Origin of the sequence: Paraburkholderia caffeinilytica, from assembly GCF_051027425.1 — a bacterium.
Classification (GTDB): Bacteria; Pseudomonadota; Gammaproteobacteria; order Burkholderiales; family Burkholderiaceae; genus Paraburkholderia; species Paraburkholderia caffeinilytica_A.
In genome coordinates, this window is the sequence record NZ_CP186552.1 from 2,227,416 (window position 1) to 2,246,014 (window position 18,599).

Here is an 18,599-nt window from a genome sequence, read left to right on the forward strand (position 1 = left end):
AGCCAACCCCGAGTTCCACCGGGACGTGTTCAGTCACACCTGCAAGTCACATCCCATCGCCCGGCTCAGGTCCTCAACCTTGACTGTGGAGATTGCCATGCAACTCGCTTCCTCTTTCCGTTACGGCTCCCCGATGCTGCGCGCTGACTCGCCCCTCTCCGACGACCAGATCCTCCGAGTCGCCCCGTCCATTTTCGCGGACGGCAAGCACGAAAGCCGCTCCGAGCGCTACACCTACATTCCAACCATCGACGTCCTTCGCGGCCTGCGCAACGAGGGTTTCCAGCCGTTCATGATCTGCCAGACCCGCGTACGCGACGAAGGCAAACGTGAATTCACCAAGCATATGCTCCGGCTTCGGCACGCCGACCAGATCACGGGCGAAGAAGCCGACGAAATCGTGCTGCTGAACTCGCACGACGGCACGAGCAGTTACCAGATGCTGGCAGGCACATTCCGGTTTGTCTGCCAGAACGGCATGGTCGCGGGCGACAACGTCGCCGATATCCGCGTGCCACATAAAGGCAATGTGATCCAGAACGTGATCAACGGTGCGTTTGATGTGCTCGACGGTTTCGATCTGATCCGCGAGCAGAAGGAAGGCATGCGTGCCGTGACACTCGACCGCGACGAACAACAGGCGTTCGCCCGTTCCGCCCTTGCATTGCGTTACGACCCGACCGACGCCGAAGCGCCCGCGCCCGTTACTGAGAGCCAGCTGCTTTCCGCGCGTCGCTTCGAGGATCGCCGCGATGACCTCTGGACCGTCTTTAACCGGGTGCAGGAAAACCTCACGAAGGGCGGACTGCACGGACGCTCGCGTTCGGGCCGGACGATGTCCACGCGCCCCATCACGGGCATCGACCAGAACGTGAAACTCAACCGCGCCCTCTGGATGCTCGCGGATGCCATGCGCCAACTGAAGGCTTAACGACTCGGGGGCGGTGCACACACGCCGCCTCGTTTCCGGCTTTAGCGCCACGACGCCCTCCGGGTCACGTTCCGGCGCATTCACACAGCACTGGCCCGGCACCTTCGTTCCATCCTTCTGGAGTTCATCATGCAAGCCCAAAGTACCGAAACACTCACCGTCTCCACTGACGCCGTCGAATGCTCAACTGCACTCGAAACCAATTTCGGCAACGAGCAGCCAGTCATGACCGTGCCGTATTCCAGCCTACGGCGCTCCCCCCTGAACGTCCGCACGAAACCCCTGGCAGGTATCCCAGGACTTGCCGCAAACATCCGCGCGAAAGGGTTGCTGCAAAACCTCGTCGTCCACCAGATCAAAGGCTCACGGGGCAAAAAGCACCAGTATGGTGTGTGCGTGGGCCAGCGCCGGGAGGCTGCGCTCGACCTGCTATTCGAGCAGAAGCACATCGGCGCCGACTATCCGGTGCCCGTGCGGGTCGTTAGCGAGGGCGAAGCGCTCGCCATTTCACTTATCGAGAATAGCGAACGTGAAGGACTCGACCCGTTCGACGTGCTGCGCGCATACCGCATGCTGGCTGATGAAGGCCGCAGCGTCGATTACATCGCCTCGCTGTTTTCTGCCTCTCCCATCACGGTCAAACGGCGCATGAAGCTCGCCAATGTGTCGCCCAATCTGCTCGCGCTGCTGCGCGAGGACGCGATCACGCTCGACCAGCTGGCTGCGCTCGCCCTGGTCGACAGCCGTGAAACCCAGGAGCACCTCTGGTTTGAGGCGAACGAGTGGCAGCGTCAGCCGCACTATTTGCGGCAGGCGATCACGCGCGCAGAAATCGACGCGAGCCGCAGCCGCCTCGTGCGCTTCGTCGGTCTCGCCGCCTACGAGGCAGCAGGCGGATATGTCCGTCGAGACCTGTTCAGTGACGACGAAAACGCGGGCTACATCGCCGACGCCGAACTGCTGCAGCACCTCGTCACGCAAAAACTCGACGCCGCCGCTGAGGAAGTCCGCGCAGAAGGCTGGGGCTGGATCGAAACGCGCGTCGAACGTGACGTGCTGGAACTCAACCGCTACGGCAAATTGCATCCGGTCCAGCGCCCGTACACTGAAGACGAGCAGCACGAAATCGACGCACTCACGGCACAGCACGACGAACTGGCTGAGAGCCTCGAAGCACTCACGGAGGACGACGAAAACGCCTACGAAGAAGCCGAACGCCTCGACGCCGAAATCGGGCGCATCAAAACCGAGATCATGGCGGTCGAAAGCCGCGCCATGGTCTGGGAAGCATCACAGATGGCTGAAGCTGGCGCGTTTGTGATCGTTGGCCCGCAGGGCGAACTGAACATTGAGCGAGGCCTCGTGCGAAGGGACAACACTGCGGCACTCGACGCGGCAGGCGCGACCGTTTCCGGTACGCCGGACGCGGAAGCCCCTGACGCGCCGGGCTCACTGGCTCCGAAATTGAAGCCCGTCCACAGCGCGAAACTCTGCCAGCGGCTTACCGCACACCGCACCGCCGCCATCCATGCGGAACTGGTCGCGCAGCCCGCCGTCGCGCTCGCGGCTTTGTTGCGACACCTGATCCCGCAAGCACTGCCCGGTCGCTTTGGTTTTTCGGCCGCGCGCGACTATCTGACGCTGTCCGGCAAGAACAATCATGACGCTCTGCTGAGCGTAGCCGACGACCTGCCCACCAGCCCCGCGTGGAACGCCGTGGAAGCACAACGCGCGCGATGGATGGCAGCACTGCCGGCGAAACGGCCCGACCTGCTCCCGTGGCTGCTCCGCCAGGACCCTGGCACTACCTTGCTCAATCTGCTCGCATTTTGCACCGGCACTCTCCTCGACGGCATCGAAGGCGAGGAAAAACCCACTGCGATTAACGCGCTCGCGGGCGCACTGGACCTCGACATGACCCGGTACTGGACACCAACGCGCGCCGCGTATTTCGATCATGTCAGCAAGGCACGCATCGCGGAAGTCGTGTCCGCTGCCGTGTCTCCGAAAGTAACCCCTGATCTGTCAAAGATGACAAAAGCCGACGCTGCTGCCGCCGCCGAACTACGCCTCGCCAAAATCGCATGGGTTCCCGAAATTCTCACCGACCGCGAGACACCGGCTACGCCGTCGTGGGCTAGCGAAGAGGACGAGGACGAGGATGACGGGGATGCTCACACCGAATCGAATCGGGACAACGGTAAGGGGCACGTTAGCAACGCACCATACGATTCGGAAGCGCCTGCGGATACCCCCACGGCACAGTCGCCGTGGCCCTTCCCGACCGCCGCTACGATGAACACGGCGAAGGCTGGCCCAGGCGCCGCCTAACGTCTGCTCCTGAACTGGGGCCGCGATCGGCAGACGACAGCGCCCGTCAGGGCCTGCCGTCTGCATGCGGCAACTGCACCGCCGGACGGTCTGAACCCGCCACAGGACGCCCAATCCGCCAATCCACGAGGCTACCGGCAATCAGGAGTAGACAGAGAACAGCAAGGCCCACCACCAACAAGCGACACATCGAGCGTGCGAAACCCTTCTCCATTCGCACCGTCATCTTCTCCACTCGCGCCGCCGATGCATCAACCGCCTGCTCGAATGCTTTAAGCGTATCACCTAGCCGTTCGCGTTGCTCGCGCGCCGAAACCGCCGCCGCGCCTATCAGCCGGTTACCTGCCGCGCGCGCGACCTGATTCGACATGCGCTCGATCAGACCTATTACCGCATCCTCATTCAGGCTTGCCAGCGCTGCCCGATAGCGGCCCTCATGTTCCTGTATCAGGTTTTCCGCCAGCTGGATTGTCGCCTTGCAACGCTCAAGCGCTTCGCGATGCTGCTGCATTAGCGTATCGGTCGCGCCGCCGACCTCCCGCCGCGCGGCTTCGAGACTACCCTCACCCGCCCACCGGATACGTTCTGGCATGGATTCATACAGACGGGCGTAGTATTCGAGCACCGCAATCATCGACCATAACGCATCGTTGTCATGCAGATTCAGTGCGCCAGATACCCGGCGCATGCGTGAGAGACTGGCCTCGTCCGGAACATCGCCAGAGATTTCATGAAACAGACGGACAAGCGGATCGACCGCCGTCGACTGCCTATTGCTCATGGGCGGTTCGGTCGACGCCGATTACGTTCGCGAACATCATGTCGCAAAGCTCCCGCCAGCGAAAGAGTTCCGCACGCTGCCCGATGTGCATGGTCTCCGCCGCCTTGCGGATCGAGACATGTTGACTACGTAGCTCGTCGGCGACGCGATCCGCAAGGTCGGGGAAATCCAGTGAGCGGCCCTTCGTCTCGATCGACTTGCGGAGCTGCGATTCCTGGTACAGCGTGAATTTGTCGTGCGTACCGAAGTATCCGTTACGAACCACATGCGTCATCGTATCCGGGAACGTCTGCCCGAAGATGTGCAACAACTCCAGACTGTCGCGCTGCCGGTTGATCACCCAGAACACGACAAGCTGCCGCCCGAGTTCATCAAGCGTTCGCGCCAGCGTCCCGCCATATCGCCTCACTCCCGTCTGATTTCGCGCCGCGGTATTGACGATCACGGCTGCGCCCCGGTGCATATCGCAGAAGTTGACAAACCCGATCCAGCCGTCTGCGTCGTCGAGGTCATACGCGACGCACTTCATTTCATCCCGAAGCGCTTTCATGACATCCGGATTTGACGTGTCCGTTTCGAGCAGCACGGCGTGGGAATTGTGCCGCTGAAGGTAATCAGCCAGCGCGAGGGTCACCATGCTTTTCCCGACTCCACCCTTGCTACCGCCGACCAGGTAAATGGGTTCGCTAACGTCCATGCTCGATCTCCTAGAGATTTTCGATATCAGGCCGGATCTCAAACGAGAACGTGTCCTGACCCTCCATCGACCCCGACTGATTTACGTCACGTCCCCTTTGTAGTCGCGCATTGTCGTGCGGGCTATCCGCCCGCTTTGTGGCTTTCTTTCGACCCGACGAAGATTTCCCTCCATGCCTGTCCCGCGGGCCACCTAGTTCGGAGGGGATATCGGAAGGCGCCGGACGATACAGCGCATATTTGACTGCACCAATGCTGACGTCGAGTCCTTTACGTCCAGCCTCCTGGACGATCTCTTCGAGCGTGTACCCCTTCACTTGGGTTGCTGCGATCTGGGCGCGAATCTCCTTCATCGCATCACTCACACTGACACGCTGCTCGTCCCGTGGCTTTTCCGGTAATGCTTCAAGTGCGTGGACAAACTCGGCCCACTGCGCCCGTGTATAGCTCTTTGCACCCGGCACGATTCGCTCCCATACAACGTTTTCGAGACCATCATGCAAATCGTCAAACCGGGCGTCAATACCCCTTCAAAGAGTGAATCCGTACGATCGGATTTATTCGGAAGATGCTGGACATCGACGGAACAGAAAAATATTTTTGACGCTCCGCCCGAGCAAACAGATTCAAAGAACGCAAATCACAGAATCGGACGAGTGACTCAACAAACTACCGTACGGTGACGCGCGACCACACGTGCCTCAGACTCCGGAACGACAGTCACCTAATGGACAACCGCCAACGAGGAACCCTGCAGACTAGAACGGCCCTACCAACAGGCCTTCATCGGGTACTGCGACGAGCCGCTTATGTACACGTGGCAGACTGGCGCAGCTGCATTAACCGACAAGAGGTAGCAACTCGTCAGATTTGAAGATCAGATCCGTGTGACACGCAGCGCTCACTGCGCAAACTCGTCGCACGCAGCCCGCAAACTGTGGGCCTGGAGCGAGCAAACTCTCAGTGCTGATTTCGCCGTCTTGCCTAGCGCAACTGTCTGCATCGAGCGGAGAGGCTTGCTGACTACCGTCAACAAGCGAACGGAATCAGATGAATGACCCAGCAGACTCAGGCAGAAGGCCTCGCGGAAAACACCGGGCTACATAACGGAAAAACGCTGCTGCAAAAGTGACGGCAGGATAGGCTACCGCCGGTTTTAGGCGCCATGTGCGACACACTTCTACTGGATAAATATGACAGCGGCCTCCGTAACCCTGCGCTTGTCAACACGCACTCTCGCGTCGACCGGCATCCTGTTACGTATTCCGGTAACGTGATCGATCAGATTAACGCGAACATCCAGAACTGAATTCGTGGCCACCGAAATTGCTCGCCGTCTGCAGTGGCGTTGACAGACTGAATGCGCCGTACTCAACAGGTCGGCGGCGGTGTCGCGCCAAGAACTCCTTATAAGGAACAGCTCGCGTTAGAGGCGTCGTCGCGGCCGGCGAGTGTCGGACATTGCGATCATTGTTAGCTTCTCAGGAAGTGGCTGCTTTGCCCAAAGCGGCCCTGTTGCTGCGTCGGCCGGTGGCCTCAAAGAAATGCAAAGAACGATGCTACATGGAGTCGGGCAACCACCAGTCGATCCGTCCTGCCTGCCCTCGCCCTTGCGACACCGGGTTGACGCAATAACGTGTGCTATCGCCGCCTCGGCCGGCAGATCCACTTGCCACGTTCACCGCGACGGTGCTAAGAACTGGTCACTATCCTGCCGTTCGCGGATTTTGCATAAAGAAACTATCAACCTTTTGGTTGTAGTAGCTTTATGGAAATGTCGGGTTTGGGCCTCGGTATTCTTGCCGGTTCCTCGTGCGCCTTGCACTAGGAACCGGCGCAGGTGCTTGTCGCCGTGCTTGCTGATTCCACACAGGACACTTCGCTCGCCCGTGCTGTGCTGTCGTGGTACCAGTTCGATCGAGGCCGCGAAGTTCCGGCCGCTAGCAAACTGGGCAACGTTGCCGACTTCCGGTGCGAAAAGGCTTGCCGTAACGGTTCTGATACCGGGAATCGACAGTAACCGGGCAGCGCTCTCGTCTTCGTTAGTTGTGAAGTCAGATCCCGCTCGACATCGTTAATCTGCTGGTCGAGGTGAAGATAATGAGCATGGAGGCGGTGGATGAGCTCGATCAACCGCAGTGGCAGCTCCTGAACCGCAAGCACATCAGGCAACCGACGTAGCGTGGCTCTCGATAAAGGAACGACGATGCCGAACTCAAGCAGTACGCCACGAATCCGGTTGATGGTGGTCGTACGTTCGGTCACCAGACCTTCACGCGCCCGATGCAAGGCTGCCAGTAGCTGCTGCGCTTCCCTTCGCGGCTCGACGAAGCGCATAGCGGACCGGGATGCAGCTTCGCAGATCGCTTCGGCGTCGATGTAGTCGTTCATGTTGCTCTTCACAAAAGGTCGCACATATTGGGCCGAAATCAGCTTTACCTGGTGACCCATTGCATCGAGCTTGCGTGCGAGCCAGTGCGCGCCGGGACACGCCTCCATGACCACGGTAGCCGCCTTCAGATTGCTAAAAAACGGAATCAGTTGTGTGCACGAAAGCTTTCGACGAGGAACAGCGGCCAACTATTCACGCTGCTAATACTAAGAATTAGAAATCAGACTTTTACTTATTGTTTTTGGCTTCCGATAAAGGCACCAGGCCATGCGCGCAATGGCTGCGTTCATCCACTGAAACCGCCATGCCTCAAGGAGAAACTCATGACGTCCTCTCGCCTCGCGGACACGCCACCGCCACTGCCAGGAGATGGCACCCCGGCCAACATGAAAAAGATCGCGGTGGCGAGTGTGATCGGCACGACCGTCGAATGGTATGACCTGTTCGTTTTCGCCACCGCCTCAGCACTCGTCTTCAACAAGGTGTTCTTTCCCGGCTTCGTCCCGTTGGTCGGCACCTTGCTGGCGTTCGGCACGTTCGCCTCCGCCTATCTCGCACGCATTGTCGGAGCCGCCCTGTTCGGCCATTTCGGCGACCGCCTCGGACGCAAGGCGATGCTGCTGGTCTCGCTCATCATTATGGGCATCGCGACGTTTTCGATCGGGCTGCTGCCGAACTACGCATCCATAGGCATCTGGGCGCCCATTCTGCTGCTCACCTTGCGCGTCATTCAGGGACTCGCGCTCGGCGGCGAATGGGGCGGCGCCGTACTGATGGCGGTGGAACACGCCCCTGCCGGCAAGCGCGGACTGTATGGCTCGTGGGTGCAGATCGGCGTGCCTGCCGGTACCTTGATCGCCAATCTGGCGTTTCTGGTCTGCAATGCCACGCTGTCAAACGACGCCCTGCTCTCCTGGGGCTGGCGCATTCCGTTCCTTGCGAGCGCGTTACTCGTGGGGGTCGGGCTTTATATCCGTCTGAACACATCGGAAACGCCGTCGTTCCGCAAGATCAAGGAAGCCGACGCGCAGGTCAAACTGCCGATCGCCGAGGTCCTCACCCGATACTGGAAGCAGGTGCTGCTCGGCGGCATCGCAACGATGTCGACGGGCACCTCGTTCAACCTGATCGTCGCTTTCGGGCTAACCTATGGGACGCAGACGCTGGGCTTCTCACGTAACGCAATGCTTTCCATTGCACTGATTGCCTGCGCGCTCTGCATCGTGTTGTTGCCGGCCTTCGGCAGGCTATCCGACATCGTGGGCCGCAAACCGGTGATCATCGGCGGCATTGTTGCCGAGGCCCTGCTCGCTTTTCCGCTTTTCTGGCTGCTGGATACGCGCGAGTTTCCGTTTGCGCTGCTCGGCTATCTACTGATGATGACCGCCTTCGCAGCGAACTATGGCCCCATCGCCACCTTCCTCGCGGAGCTGTTCGGCACCGAGGTTCGCTACTCCGGCCTGTCGGTAAGCTATATGCTGTCCGGGCTGCTCGGCAGTGCGGCCACGCCGATTGTCACCACCGCGCTGTTGTCGGCTACCGGCCGCGGTTCGTCGGTGGCGTGGTACATGATGGGCTCGGCGGCTGTTTCGGTACTCGCGCTCGTGCTGCTCGCGGAGACACTGCGCCGCGACATCTCATCCACGGCGCGCGCCAATGCCGCCACCGCGAGCCTTTCGTGAAGACCTGATATGAAAACGGAAAATGCCGCTCTGATGCAAGCCACGCCAGACTCATCCTTACTGCGCAGCCTCGAATCCGTCAGCTTCCCGACACTCGGGCACTTCATGGAAAACGGCTTCGCGGACCACCGTCTTCGCGCGATGGTCCCCAATGTGAAGGTGATCGGACGCGCGGTGACGCTCAAGCTGCTGTCGCCCGACGCCATTCCCGTGAACCGCGCCCTGTCGCAGCTTAAACCCGGCGACGTGCTGGTGATCGACATGAGCGGTAACCATACGCATGCGCCGGTCGGTGCGGTCACGGCATGCGCCGCGCTCAACGCCGGCGCAAGAGGCGTCATCGTGGACGGCGTGGTAACCGATCTCCTCGAACTACGCAGCACGGGACTGCCGGTATTCGCACGCGGAACGTCATTGCTGACGACCAAAAAGCGCGACACGATGTCGAGCCTGTTCAACGAGCCCGTGGTGTGCGGCGGCGTCGTGGTGCGCCCGGGCGACATCGTGCTGGCCGACGACAACGGCGTGCTGTTCGCCGAAGCGTCAGCCCTCGCCGCCGTGATCGATCAGGCACTGGCCTCGGACCACGCGGAGCCCGCCTTACTGGCTCGGCTTAACGCCAAAGCGCCGCTTCACGAAGTCCTGCAATGCTTCACGTCGTAAAGTATTCACGCGGCTAATGATCAGCATTAGAACAATCAAGTTGACGGACACTGACGCGCTAACGAACACTACGCGCACTACAGCACGTGAGAACCTGGGAGTCTTCTGAAATGCAATCCACGCCCACACCCGATCGCATGAGCGACAAACCGGCGCCGCCGGCTGCCGAACAGCAGGTACGAGAGGAACTGGCGGCACTCTACCGGCTGGCCGCACACTTCCGCATGACCGACATGATCGACACGCACATCACGGCGCGCCTGCCCGGCTCGCCGGGCGAGCCGCCGGCATTTCTCATCAACCGCTATGGCGTGCTGTTTCACGAGATGCGCGCGTCGGACCTCGTGAAGATCGATCATCTCGGCAACGTCATCGACGAGCGGGCGCGCACCGATCCGGCGTTGTTTCGTGTGAACGCCGCCGGGTTCACGATTCATTCGGCCATCCACGCGGCGCGCGACGACCTGCACTTCGTGATCCATACGCACACTGCCGCAGGAACAGCGGTATCGGCGCAGGAGCAGGGGCTGCTGCCGATCAGTCAGCATGCGTTGAAGTTCTACGGCAAGCTCGCCTATCACGATTACGAGGGCATCGCGCTCGAACTGGGCGAGCGCGAGCGCCTGGTGCGCGATCTCGGTTCCTGCAAGGCGATGATCCTGCGCAATCACGGGCTGCTTGCGGCAGGCACCACGGCAGCCGAAGCGTTCCACGAGATCTATTTCCTCGAGCGGGCCTGTCAGGCGCAAATCCAGGCGCTGGCGGGCGGCAGCGCACTGCGCATCCCGCCGCGAGAAGTGTGCGAGTTGACCGCGAGCCAGTTCGCTCGCGACGATTCCGCGGGAATTTCGGAGTTGGCGTGGCGCGCGGCGTTACGGTTGATCGACGACCCGCAATCCGACTACCGCAGCTAGACCCGCTTTCTGATTCGATGCAATGACCAAACTAGTTCTGATGAGCCGTGACTACGACATGTCACATCTGGTGCAGCCGATTCTGCACGCCGCCCCTGAATTCGATGTCGTGATGCACGGCGAGCGGTCGGCCGCCGATGCTGACATCGCCGTGTGCTGGAATCCGCCGGCCGGCGCGTTGGCCGAACTGCCGAAACTGCGGCTCGTGCATAGCATCGCAGCGGGCGTCGACAACATCCTGTCCGACCCCGCCCTGCCCGCCGTGCCGCTGTGCCGGGTAGTCGATCCTCAGCACGCGCGCGGAATGAGCGAATTCGTCACATGGGGGGTGCTGCACTTTCATCGTCAACTCGACCGCGTGCTCGCCAATCAGCGTCTTGATCGCTGGTTTCGCCACGATCAGCGTGATGCGTCCGAATGCGCCGTCGGCATTATGGGACTGGGAGAAATCGGCAGCCGTGTCGCGACGGACCTGCAGCGCTTCGGCTTCGCGGTGCGCGGCTGGGCGCGCAAGCCCCGTGAACTGCCGGGCGTGACGACCTTCGCCGGTCCGCAGGAATTCAAGTCATTCCTTCGGGGGACGGACATCCTCGTGTGTCTCCTGCCGCTCACGCACGAAACCCGCTGGATTCTCAACGCGAACACGTTCGAACACTTACGGCCAGGCGCGAAACTGATCCACGTCGGCCGAGGCGAACATCTGGTGCCCGCGGATCTGATCGCGGCGCTGACGAACGGGCACATCGGCGGCGCGATCGTCGACGTGTTTCCGACCGAACCGCTACCACCCGAAGATCATTTATGGCGCGCGCCCAATCTGATCGTGACGCCGCATATGGCGTCGGTGGCCAGCTCGGAGACGATCGGCACACAAGTGGCGCACAACGCGCGCAGGCTGATCCGCGGCGAACCGCTGCAGAACGTGGTCGACGTTACGCGCGGCTATTGAGCGAGGTTGTGGAGCGCAGCGTGAGAGAAGTGGCGCAGAACGCGCGCAGGCCGATCCGCGGTGAACCGCTGCAGAACGTGGCCGACATGACGCGCGGCTGTAGAGCGTTGCGTTAGCCGCCAGCACCTTCCGCCTGACCGTCGATAAACACATTCAAAGCATCGATAAACGCGGCTTCAGCGGCGCTCAACTTACGGTCCTGTGACCACAGCATGTAGATATCGAGGTCAGCCACGCCTTCATCCGGCGGCAGCCGCTGAAGGCGGCCTTGAGCGATGTCGTCGCGTACGACGTGTTCCGGCAGGCAGCCAATGCCGAAGCCCGCGAAGATAAAACGCCTCACCTCGGTCATGCTCGACGATGAACCGACCACGCGCCCGGTGAAGCCCATCTCGTCACGAAAGAATGTGAGCGGCGACAGGTGGTCGCCCACTTTGTCGCCGGTGAAGGAGACGAACTTCTCGCCGGCAAGATCGGCGACCCGAAGATCCTCGCGCCCAAAGAGCGGATGATGACGTCCGCAGAAAAGCGCATACCGTTGCCGCAGAAACACGCGGCTATCAACCCGTTTAGGCAACGCTCGCCGCGGCGTCAGTCCGAGCGTGGCGGATTTTTGCTGGAGACTGTTCACCACATCGGCGCTGCGCATTTCCTGGCTTTCGAGTTCAATGCGCGGATACGTGCGATGGAACTCCGCGAGAAACGTGTCGTAGGCCGGAAAATCGATGCCGCTGACGGTACTCACGCGCACCATGCCGGAGATATCGTGATCGCGATCCACCTCGGCAAGCGAGAGTCGCGAAATCGTGCCATAGACGTCTTCAGCAATCTGCTTCACTTCGATGCCGGCCTGCGTGACCTCGATGCGCGGACCGTGGCGATCCACGAGGCGCAGTCCCAACTGTTCCTCCAGCCGGCGCAACGCCTGGCTCACGGCCGGCTGCGTCAGATGCAGCTTCGTCGCCGCGCGACTCACGCTGCCCTCTTTCGCAATGGCGAGAAAAGTCCGCAGCAGGTTCCAGTCGAGGCGGTCGTTCAGATAGGTGTCCGGGCGGTCTTTGCTCACGATGAGGCTCACTGTTTTCATCATCCGCCAAAATTATACTTAGGATTAGAATTAGAAATTAGACTTATCATTTTTGATTGCGGATAAAGGCATCACGACGAACCCGACGCGGACAGTACGCCGCGGCTTCAGGAGTGTGTGATGCTAAAGATCAATGGTGAGCGGCTCTGGACGAGCCTGATGAACATGGCCGCCGTCGGCACCACGGCCGGCGGTGGTGTGCGGCGCCTCGCACTGACCGAGCAGGACGCGGCAGGCCGGGCGCTTTTCTCGCAATGGTGTGTCGACGCGGGGCTCACGTTATCCGTCGACCAGGTCGGCAATCTCTTCGCCCGGCGCGCAGGCAAGCGGAACGACGCCGCGCCCGTCGCGAGCGGCAGCCACCTCGACACCCAGCCCGAAGGCGGCCGCTTCGACGGAGTCTATGGCGTGCTGGCCGCGCTCGAAGTTGTCCGCACGCTCAACGATGCGAACATTCAAACCGACAAGCCTATCGAAATCGTCGTGTGGACCAACGAGGAAGGCGCCCGCTTCACGCCGGCGATGCTCGGTTCAGCGGCCTTCACGGGCGTCATGCCGCTCGCCCAGGCATTGAACACGCGCGACGCAGCAGGAACCTCGGTCGAGCAGGCATTGCAGGCAACAGGCTATGCCGGCACACGCTCTGTGCCCGGCATCGTCTTCGACGCCTATTTCGAGGCGCATATAGAACAGGGGCCGGTGCTCGAGGAAAGTGGCGTGCCGATTGGCGTCGTCACGGGCGGCCAGGCGATTCGCTGGCTCGATGTGCGCGTCCGCGGGCAGGCCGCGCACGCGGGCACGACGCCGATGCAGTACCGCCGCGATGCGCTATTCGCAAGCGCGGAAATGGCCGCGGAACTGGAAAGCATCGCGGCGGATTTCTTCCCGCAGGGCCTCGCCACCATCGGCGAGCTGCACATACGCAATGCATCGCGCAATACGATCGCGGCGGACCTGTCGTTCACGGTTGATCTGCGCCACCCCGACGACGCGATGATCGAAAAGATGGAAGCCGCGCTGCGCGAGCGCTTCGAGGCCATCGCGCGGCGCCGCCGCCTCACCGTCGAGGTGGGGCAGCATTGGGTCAGTCCGGCTACGCCGTTCGACCCGCACTGCATTGCCGCTGTCAGCAACGCGGTGGGGGCGCTGGACTATCCGCATCAACGCATCGTCAGCGGAGCCGGTCATGACGCGATCCATCTCGCGAAGCACTGCCCGACCGCGATGATTTTTATCCCCTGTGTCGACGGTCTGAGTCATAACGAAGCCGAAGACGCTTTGCCGGAAGACGTCACGCGTGGTACGGACGTGCTGCTTCACGCGATGCTTGCACGCGCCGGGCAGGCCGTATGAACGTTGATCAAACGCCGCGCCCGCCAAGTATCCGACGCACATGGCTCTTCGTACCCGGCAACCATTCCGGGACCCACGCAGTCGCGCTGCAAAGCGGTGCAGATGCAATCGTCGCTGACCTCGAAGAGATGACTTCGCCGCAAGACCGGCCGCAGGCACGCGAACGCATTGTCACGCTATTGCGCGAGGCGGCTCGGGCCGGCACGTTCGGTTCGGTACGGATCAACAAACTGGAGCACGACGGCCATGCCGATCTCGAAGGCATCATGCCCGGCACCCCACGGGCGATTTTTCTGCCGCACGCGGAGAGCGCGGCTCAGCTGGCTTCACTCGACGATGCGCTGGCCGTCATCGAGCGCAAGCTGGGCATTCCGGAGGGTTCGACGGAGGTGGTTCCAGTTGTCGAATCCGCAAAGGGTCTGGTCAATCTGGGAGCGCTACTTCATGTGGGTGCGCGGATAAAGTGCTGCATGCTGGCGGTCGAGGACCTGGCGGCGAACCTCGGCGCACGCCGCACGCCGGGCGGTAACGAACTGCTTTACGCACGAAGCCGCTTTCTGATTGAGTGCGTCGCCGCCGGCCGCGTGCCGATTGATCTTCCTTGTACATATCGGTCGGCGCAGGTGCTTGGGCAGGACCTGGACATCTCCACACAACTCGGATTCGTATCAAAAAGCGTCGTGTTTCCGGAACACGTGCCGGCGATTCACCGCGCGCTAACGCCATCCGTGGAAGACGTGAAGGCGGCGCGTGCGCTCGTCGATACACACGCGGCGCAGCAGGCGCATCCGTCCCCTGCCGGTTCGACATGGATCGACTACCCGGAGCGCAATAACGCGCAACGGCTGATCGCGCGTGCCGCACTCCTCCGCGCCTTTGACGACAGCGGCAACGCATAAGTAGGGCGAGCATTAGCTGCCTTGATACTGAAGATTAAAAATCTGAATTTTGCGGGCGTATTTCGGCGACCGATAAAGTCGGCAGTCAAGCCAACGCTGTTCGCCCATCAACAGGATTCCCCATGTCCCATTCTGACCAGACTCATCAGCCGGTGCGCGCCGCCACCGCGGCTTTTATCGGCACGGCTGTCGAGTTTTACGACTACTACACCTATGCCACGGCCGCCGCGCTCGTGCTCGGCGAGCTGTTCTTCCCGAGCAGCAATCACTTTCCGAGTACGATGGCTTCGTTCGGCACGTTCTTTGTCGGCTTCATTGCGCGTCCATTGAGCGGTGCAGTGTTCGGGCATCTAGGCGACAAGCTCGGCCGCAAGAGGATGCTGCTGCTGACCATGTTCCTGATGGGGATCGCCACCACCGGCATCGGCCTGCTGCCCGGCTACGCCAGCATCGGCATCTGGGCGCCGATCTCGCTCGTGCTGTTGCGGATTCTCCAAGGCATTGCCGTGGGCGGCGAATGGGGCGGCGCGGTACTGATGGCAAGCGAGCACGCGCCAACCGGCCGCAAAACGTTCTTCGCGTCCTTTCCACAGATGGGCAGCCCGGCTGGGTTGATTCTTTCGCTCGTGTCGTTCAGGCTCGTGACCTCGCTCGATCACGCAAGCTTCGTTGCCTGGGGCTGGCGCCTGCCGTTTCTCGCCAGCTTCGTGCTGCTCCTGATCGGCATGGCGATCCGTCTCGGCGTGAAAGAGTCGCCCGAGTTCGAGCAGCTTCGCAAGAATCGCGAGGTGCTGAAGTCGCCGGTCAGGGAAGTGCTGCGCACCGCGTGGTATCCAATCGTCGTGGCAGCGATGGCCACGACGATTGGCTCCGCCGGGTTCTTCTTCACGAACACGTTCATGATTTCGTATGTCACAGCGTATCTCGGCATGTCGAAATCGTTCATTCTTGATTGCCTGTTTGTCGTCACCCTCATCCAGTTGGCGTCCCAGCCGGTTTCGGCGCTGATGGCACAGCGTGTTGGGGAGACCCGCTTTCTGACCTGCGCCGCCCTGCTCTCGATGCTTACGCCCTACCCGATGTTCCTGCTCGTCACGACACAAAATCCGGTCGCGATCGTAGTGGGCATCTCGCTCGCAGTGGTGGTGCTGTCCGCTATCTACGCAGTCATCGCCGGTTTCATGACACCGGCCTTTCCGACCCAGATCCGGTACTCCGGCATTTCGATTGCCTATCAGTTGTGCGCGACGATCGCCGGTGGGACGACGCCTCTGATCGGTACGATGCTCGCGCAGAACTACAAGGGTGAATGGTTGCCATTGGCGGTGTTCTTCAGCGCACTTTCCGCTGTGTCGCTGCTTGGGATCGTGGGACTCGGGCGATATCGCAAGGAGATCCGGGCAGAGGGACCTGCGGCGATGCTCATGAATTAGTGCGTGCAGGAGGCGCAATCGCGCCCACTTCGATTGATGCCGATCTCAGTCGGACAGAACCAGAATCAAGGATATCGGCTTTGCTGGTGCCTGACACAGAGTTTATGAATTTGACCGGTAAGTTTTGGTATCTGGGCCAACGCGTGCGGGATGTACATCACCGACTTCGGGGCCTCTTCCGAGCGGCAGACCGATGAGATACCCGTCGATGCCATCGAGATCGCTTACCGGTCATTGTCTGTTCATTTCCCGTGTAGTAACTCTTGCCTGCGTGCTTGCGAGGTACGTCCTCTTTGTATTGGCCGAACACGTGGAAATAATATCGTGACCGCTCCCGAGCGGGAGCGATCGCCTGACCGAACTCGGCATCGACATCCATATCGCTGCGTGAGACGAATATCCCCGAGCATAGCTCACCGGTCCGCCCGCCATCTCTCAACGACATCCGGGCGTTGCTCACGTCGGCGGTTGATTGACTTCATCGGGCCCAGGACGATGCGGCAGCTCTTGTGCGTCGAGAATCAGTCGTCAGCAAACATCGTGAACTTGCTCTATTGAGATTTCCGCGGTTTAGCAAGGAACCTATTGTCGCGTCCCCTCGAGCCAACAGAAAGATCACAGATTGTCCAAAGTCGCGGCCAGTTTGCGCAGAGTGCTTCCAGTAGGTGACGTTTCGCTAGTTACGCCGGCAGCCGGTCTGCCAACCGGTTAGTCGAGGTGCGACGGGGAGCTTCGGAAGCTATCTCCTTGCCGCTGGTCTGGCAATCACGCACTGCCTGCTTAGAGCTTGTGGGTGGAAAGCAAAATGCTTGTCTCCGTATTGGCGATTCCGTCGATCAACCGTATCGCACCGAGCACGCGATCGAAGTTCTCCAGCGTGTCGGCTCGCAGCTCCGCAATCATGTCCCAACGTCCATTGGTGCTATGGATGGTCGCCACGTTAGGGTGTCCGCGCAGCACCGTCATTACGTCTTTCGCTCGATTACCTTCAACGGCGATCGTCATCAACGCGCGAATTTGATGCGGCTCCGCCGCCGGTTTCAGGCGCACGGTATAGCCGACGATTACCCCGCTTTTCTCGAGCCGGGTTATACGGTTCTGCACCGTTGCGCGTGCGACGCGCAAGTGCTTTGCAAGCGTCACCACAGACATGCGAGCGTCCTGCCGCAACAGCGCAAGCAACTGCTTGTCGACATCATCGAGATTGACCACTTTCCCCACCGATCTGAATGCGCCGGCACAGACAGGTCGCCGCCAAATTTAGCAAATTGTCACGAATGACTAGCATTTTGCTACACAAGTCAAAAAAACTGCAACCTTTGCCATCTTTTTGTTGGCTGGAGGCCGGTGAATAATTTCACCAGCGTTCTCGCAATAGCGGCCACCAATAACATGGGAGATTCGGCAATGACCTGCTTTCTAGACGTACCCGCAACCTATCGCCTCGTCGCGGACATCGGCGTCCCGCTCTTCCTGAGTGAACTCGCCGACACGATTCGCGCCGATTACCTTCGATGGCAGGAATTCGATAAATCGCCACGCGTTGCCTGTCATTCGAACGTGGGCGTCATTGAGTTGATGCCCGTCGCGGATTCAAGCCTGTTCGCCTTCAAATACGTGAACGGCCATCCCATCAATGCCGAGCGCGGCATCCACACCGTGATGGCATTCGGTGCGTTGGCAGACGTCGACACGGGCTACCCGATTTTTTTGTCCGAGCTGACCTTGACGACCGCATTGCGCACCGCCGCAACGTCGGCGATGGTTGCGAAGGTGCTCGCACGGCCCGACTCTCGCACCATGGCATTGATCGGCAACGGGGCGCAGAGCGAATTCCAGGCGATCGCCTTTCACACCATCCTCGGCATCGAAGAGATCCGCGTGTTTGACGTCGATCCTCGCGCAACCGACAAGCTGATTGCCAATCTCGCGGGGTATCCGCAATTGCGAGTCGTACGCGCAAGCTCGACGGCTGACGCCGTGCGCGGGGCCGACATCGTCACCACCGTCACTGCGGACAAGGCGTACGCGACGATCATCACGCCCGAGATGATTGAGCCGGGCATACACCTCAACGCAGTCGGAGGCGACTGCCCTGGAAAAACAGAACTGCACGCAGACGTGCTGCGCACGGCGACCGTATTTGTTGAGTTTGAGCCGCAGACCCGCATCGAAGGGGACATCCAACAACTGCCGGGCGACTTCCCGGTCATCGAATTCTGGCGTGTGCTTCGGGGCGAAGTGGCTGGCCGGGAACGCCCCGAGCAAGTCACGGTATTCGACTCGGTGGGCTTCGCGCTCGAAGATTATTCCGCGCTCCGCTATCTGCATAGTCTCGCACAGAGCCGGAAAGTCGGCACACAGGTCGCATTGATCCCGCCTTCTGTCGACCCCAAGAACCTGTTCGATACGCTGGCCACGCCGAGCGCGCCTGCGGACGACTTGATGGCGCTCAATAACGAGGCTATGGCACTGAGTCAATAAGAAG

The 18,599-nt window shown here is 60.7% G+C and carries 15 protein-coding genes and 1 pseudogene; 10 read left to right on the forward strand and 6 right to left on the reverse strand.

From position 1 onward, the window contains the following. Positions 1-97: 97 nt before the first annotated feature. A complete protein-coding gene (locus ACOSV0_RS09665; RefSeq protein WP_434110108.1) occupies positions 98-931 on the forward strand; it encodes a DUF932 domain-containing protein in 834 nt (277 codons plus the stop codon). A 129-nt stretch (positions 932-1,060) separates the two neighbouring features. Then, positions 1,061-3,262, forward strand: coding sequence for a ParB/RepB/Spo0J family partition protein (locus tag ACOSV0_RS09670; protein WP_434110109.1), 2,202 nt, complete (start codon positions 1,061-1,063; stop codon positions 3,260-3,262). Between the two features lie 46 nt (positions 3,263-3,308). On the opposite strand, the gene ACOSV0_RS09675 is transcribed toward ACOSV0_RS09670, so the two are convergent. The 4 genes and pseudogenes from ACOSV0_RS09675 to ACOSV0_RS09690 form a co-directional block, all read right to left on the reverse strand. After that, positions 3,309-4,043: a hypothetical protein gene (locus tag ACOSV0_RS09675; protein WP_434110110.1), complete on the reverse strand. Its 735-nt coding sequence runs from the start codon at positions 4,041-4,043 to the stop codon at positions 3,309-3,311. Then, positions 4,033-4,740 (reverse strand): P-loop NTPase, encoded by a 708-nt coding sequence (locus ACOSV0_RS09680; protein WP_434110111.1) that lies wholly within the window; start codon positions 4,738-4,740, stop codon positions 4,033-4,035. The genes ACOSV0_RS09675 and ACOSV0_RS09680 overlap by 11 nt, the downstream gene beginning before the upstream one ends. 10 nt (positions 4,741-4,750) lie before the next feature. Continuing rightward, the gene (locus tag ACOSV0_RS09685) at positions 4,751-5,203 is read right to left on the reverse strand and encodes a hypothetical protein (RefSeq protein ID WP_434110112.1); all 453 of its coding nucleotides are present in this window, start codon (positions 5,201-5,203) and stop codon (positions 4,751-4,753) included. Between the two features lie 1,346 nt (positions 5,204-6,549). After that, positions 6,550-7,313 (reverse strand): annotated as a pseudogene (locus tag ACOSV0_RS09690) (IS110 family transposase); the annotation flags it as partial. 141 nt (positions 7,314-7,454) lie between these two features. Here ACOSV0_RS09690 and ACOSV0_RS09695 point away from each other — a divergent pair. The 4 genes from ACOSV0_RS09695 (at position 7,455) to ACOSV0_RS09710 (ending at position 11,339) form a co-directional block, all read left to right on the forward strand. Further along, complete coding sequence (locus ACOSV0_RS09695) at positions 7,455-8,813, forward strand: MFS transporter (RefSeq protein WP_434110113.1); 1,359 nt, start codon at positions 7,455-7,457, stop codon at positions 8,811-8,813. A gap of 9 nt (positions 8,814-8,822) precedes the next feature. Then, positions 8,823-9,476, forward strand: a complete 654-nt coding sequence (locus ACOSV0_RS09700; RefSeq protein WP_434110114.1) for an RraA family protein — start codon at positions 8,823-8,825, stop codon at positions 9,474-9,476. Between the two features lie 137 nt (positions 9,477-9,613). Continuing rightward, the gene (locus tag ACOSV0_RS09705) at positions 9,614-10,390 is read left to right on the forward strand and encodes a class II aldolase/adducin family protein (RefSeq protein ID WP_115783104.1); all 777 of its coding nucleotides are present in this window, start codon (positions 9,614-9,616) and stop codon (positions 10,388-10,390) included. A 22-nt stretch (positions 10,391-10,412) separates the two neighbouring features. Further along, the gene (locus ACOSV0_RS09710; protein ID WP_434110115.1) at positions 10,413-11,339 is read left to right on the forward strand and encodes a 2-hydroxyacid dehydrogenase; all 927 of its coding nucleotides are present in this window, start codon (positions 10,413-10,415) and stop codon (positions 11,337-11,339) included. Between the two features lie 112 nt (positions 11,340-11,451). Here the strand turns inward: ACOSV0_RS09710 and ACOSV0_RS09715 are convergent, their stop codons facing one another. After that, positions 11,452-12,405: a LysR family transcriptional regulator gene (locus ACOSV0_RS09715; RefSeq protein ID WP_434110116.1), complete on the reverse strand. Its 954-nt coding sequence runs from the start codon at positions 12,403-12,405 to the stop codon at positions 11,452-11,454. 141 nt (positions 12,406-12,546) lie between these two features. Between ACOSV0_RS09715 and ACOSV0_RS09720 the strand changes: the two genes are divergently transcribed. From ACOSV0_RS09720 to ACOSV0_RS09730, 3 genes are all read left to right on the forward strand, one after another. After that, positions 12,547-13,779, forward strand: coding sequence for a Zn-dependent hydrolase (locus ACOSV0_RS09720; RefSeq protein WP_115783103.1), 1,233 nt, complete (start codon positions 12,547-12,549; stop codon positions 13,777-13,779). Beyond that, entirely contained in the window at positions 13,776-14,678 is a 903-nt protein-coding gene (locus ACOSV0_RS09725) for an HpcH/HpaI aldolase/citrate lyase family protein (RefSeq protein ID WP_434110117.1), read from the forward strand. The genes ACOSV0_RS09720 and ACOSV0_RS09725 overlap by 4 nt, the downstream gene beginning before the upstream one ends. Before the next feature lie 122 nt (positions 14,679-14,800). Next, entirely contained in the window at positions 14,801-16,111 is a 1,311-nt protein-coding gene (locus tag ACOSV0_RS09730) for an MFS transporter (protein WP_434110118.1), read from the forward strand. 780 nt (positions 16,112-16,891) lie between these two features. Here ACOSV0_RS09730 and ACOSV0_RS09735 read toward each other — a convergent pair. After that, on the reverse strand, positions 16,892-17,323 hold the full coding sequence (locus ACOSV0_RS09735; RefSeq protein ID WP_115783632.1) for an Lrp/AsnC family transcriptional regulator: 432 nt from the start codon (positions 17,321-17,323) through the stop codon (positions 16,892-16,894). A gap of 195 nt (positions 17,324-17,518) precedes the next feature. Here ACOSV0_RS09735 and ACOSV0_RS09740 point away from each other — a divergent pair, with 195 nt between their 5' ends. Next, positions 17,519-18,595: an ornithine cyclodeaminase gene (locus ACOSV0_RS09740; RefSeq protein WP_434110119.1), complete on the forward strand. Its 1,077-nt coding sequence runs from the start codon at positions 17,519-17,521 to the stop codon at positions 18,593-18,595. Positions 18,596-18,599 lie beyond the last annotated feature (4 nt).

Coding starts and splice junctions, on each gene's coding strand:
- ACOSV0_RS09665 (WP_434110108.1), top strand. CDS start 98: ATGCAACTCGCTTCCTCTTTCCGTTACGGCTCCCCGATGCTGCGCGCT.
- ACOSV0_RS09670 (WP_434110109.1), top strand. CDS start 1,061: ATGCAAGCCCAAAGTACCGAAACACTCACCGTCTCCACTGACGCCGTC.
- ACOSV0_RS09675 (WP_434110110.1), bottom strand. CDS start 4,043: ATGAGCAATAGGCAGTCGACGGCGGTCGATCCGCTTGTCCGTCTGTTT.
- ACOSV0_RS09680 (WP_434110111.1), bottom strand. CDS start 4,740: ATGGACGTTAGCGAACCCATTTACCTGGTCGGCGGTAGCAAGGGTGGA.
- ACOSV0_RS09695 (WP_434110113.1), top strand. CDS start 7,455: ATGACGTCCTCTCGCCTCGCGGACACGCCACCGCCACTGCCAGGAGAT.
- ACOSV0_RS09700 (WP_434110114.1), top strand. CDS start 8,823: ATGAAAACGGAAAATGCCGCTCTGATGCAAGCCACGCCAGACTCATCC.
- ACOSV0_RS09705 (WP_115783104.1), top strand. CDS start 9,614: ATGAGCGACAAACCGGCGCCGCCGGCTGCCGAACAGCAGGTACGAGAG.
- ACOSV0_RS09710 (WP_434110115.1), top strand. CDS start 10,413: ATGACCAAACTAGTTCTGATGAGCCGTGACTACGACATGTCACATCTG.
- ACOSV0_RS09720 (WP_115783103.1), top strand. CDS start 12,547: ATGCTAAAGATCAATGGTGAGCGGCTCTGGACGAGCCTGATGAACATG.
- ACOSV0_RS09725 (WP_434110117.1), top strand. CDS start 13,776: ATGAACGTTGATCAAACGCCGCGCCCGCCAAGTATCCGACGCACATGG.
- ACOSV0_RS09730 (WP_434110118.1), top strand. CDS start 14,801: ATGTCCCATTCTGACCAGACTCATCAGCCGGTGCGCGCCGCCACCGCG.
- ACOSV0_RS09740 (WP_434110119.1), top strand. CDS start 17,519: ATGACCTGCTTTCTAGACGTACCCGCAACCTATCGCCTCGTCGCGGAC.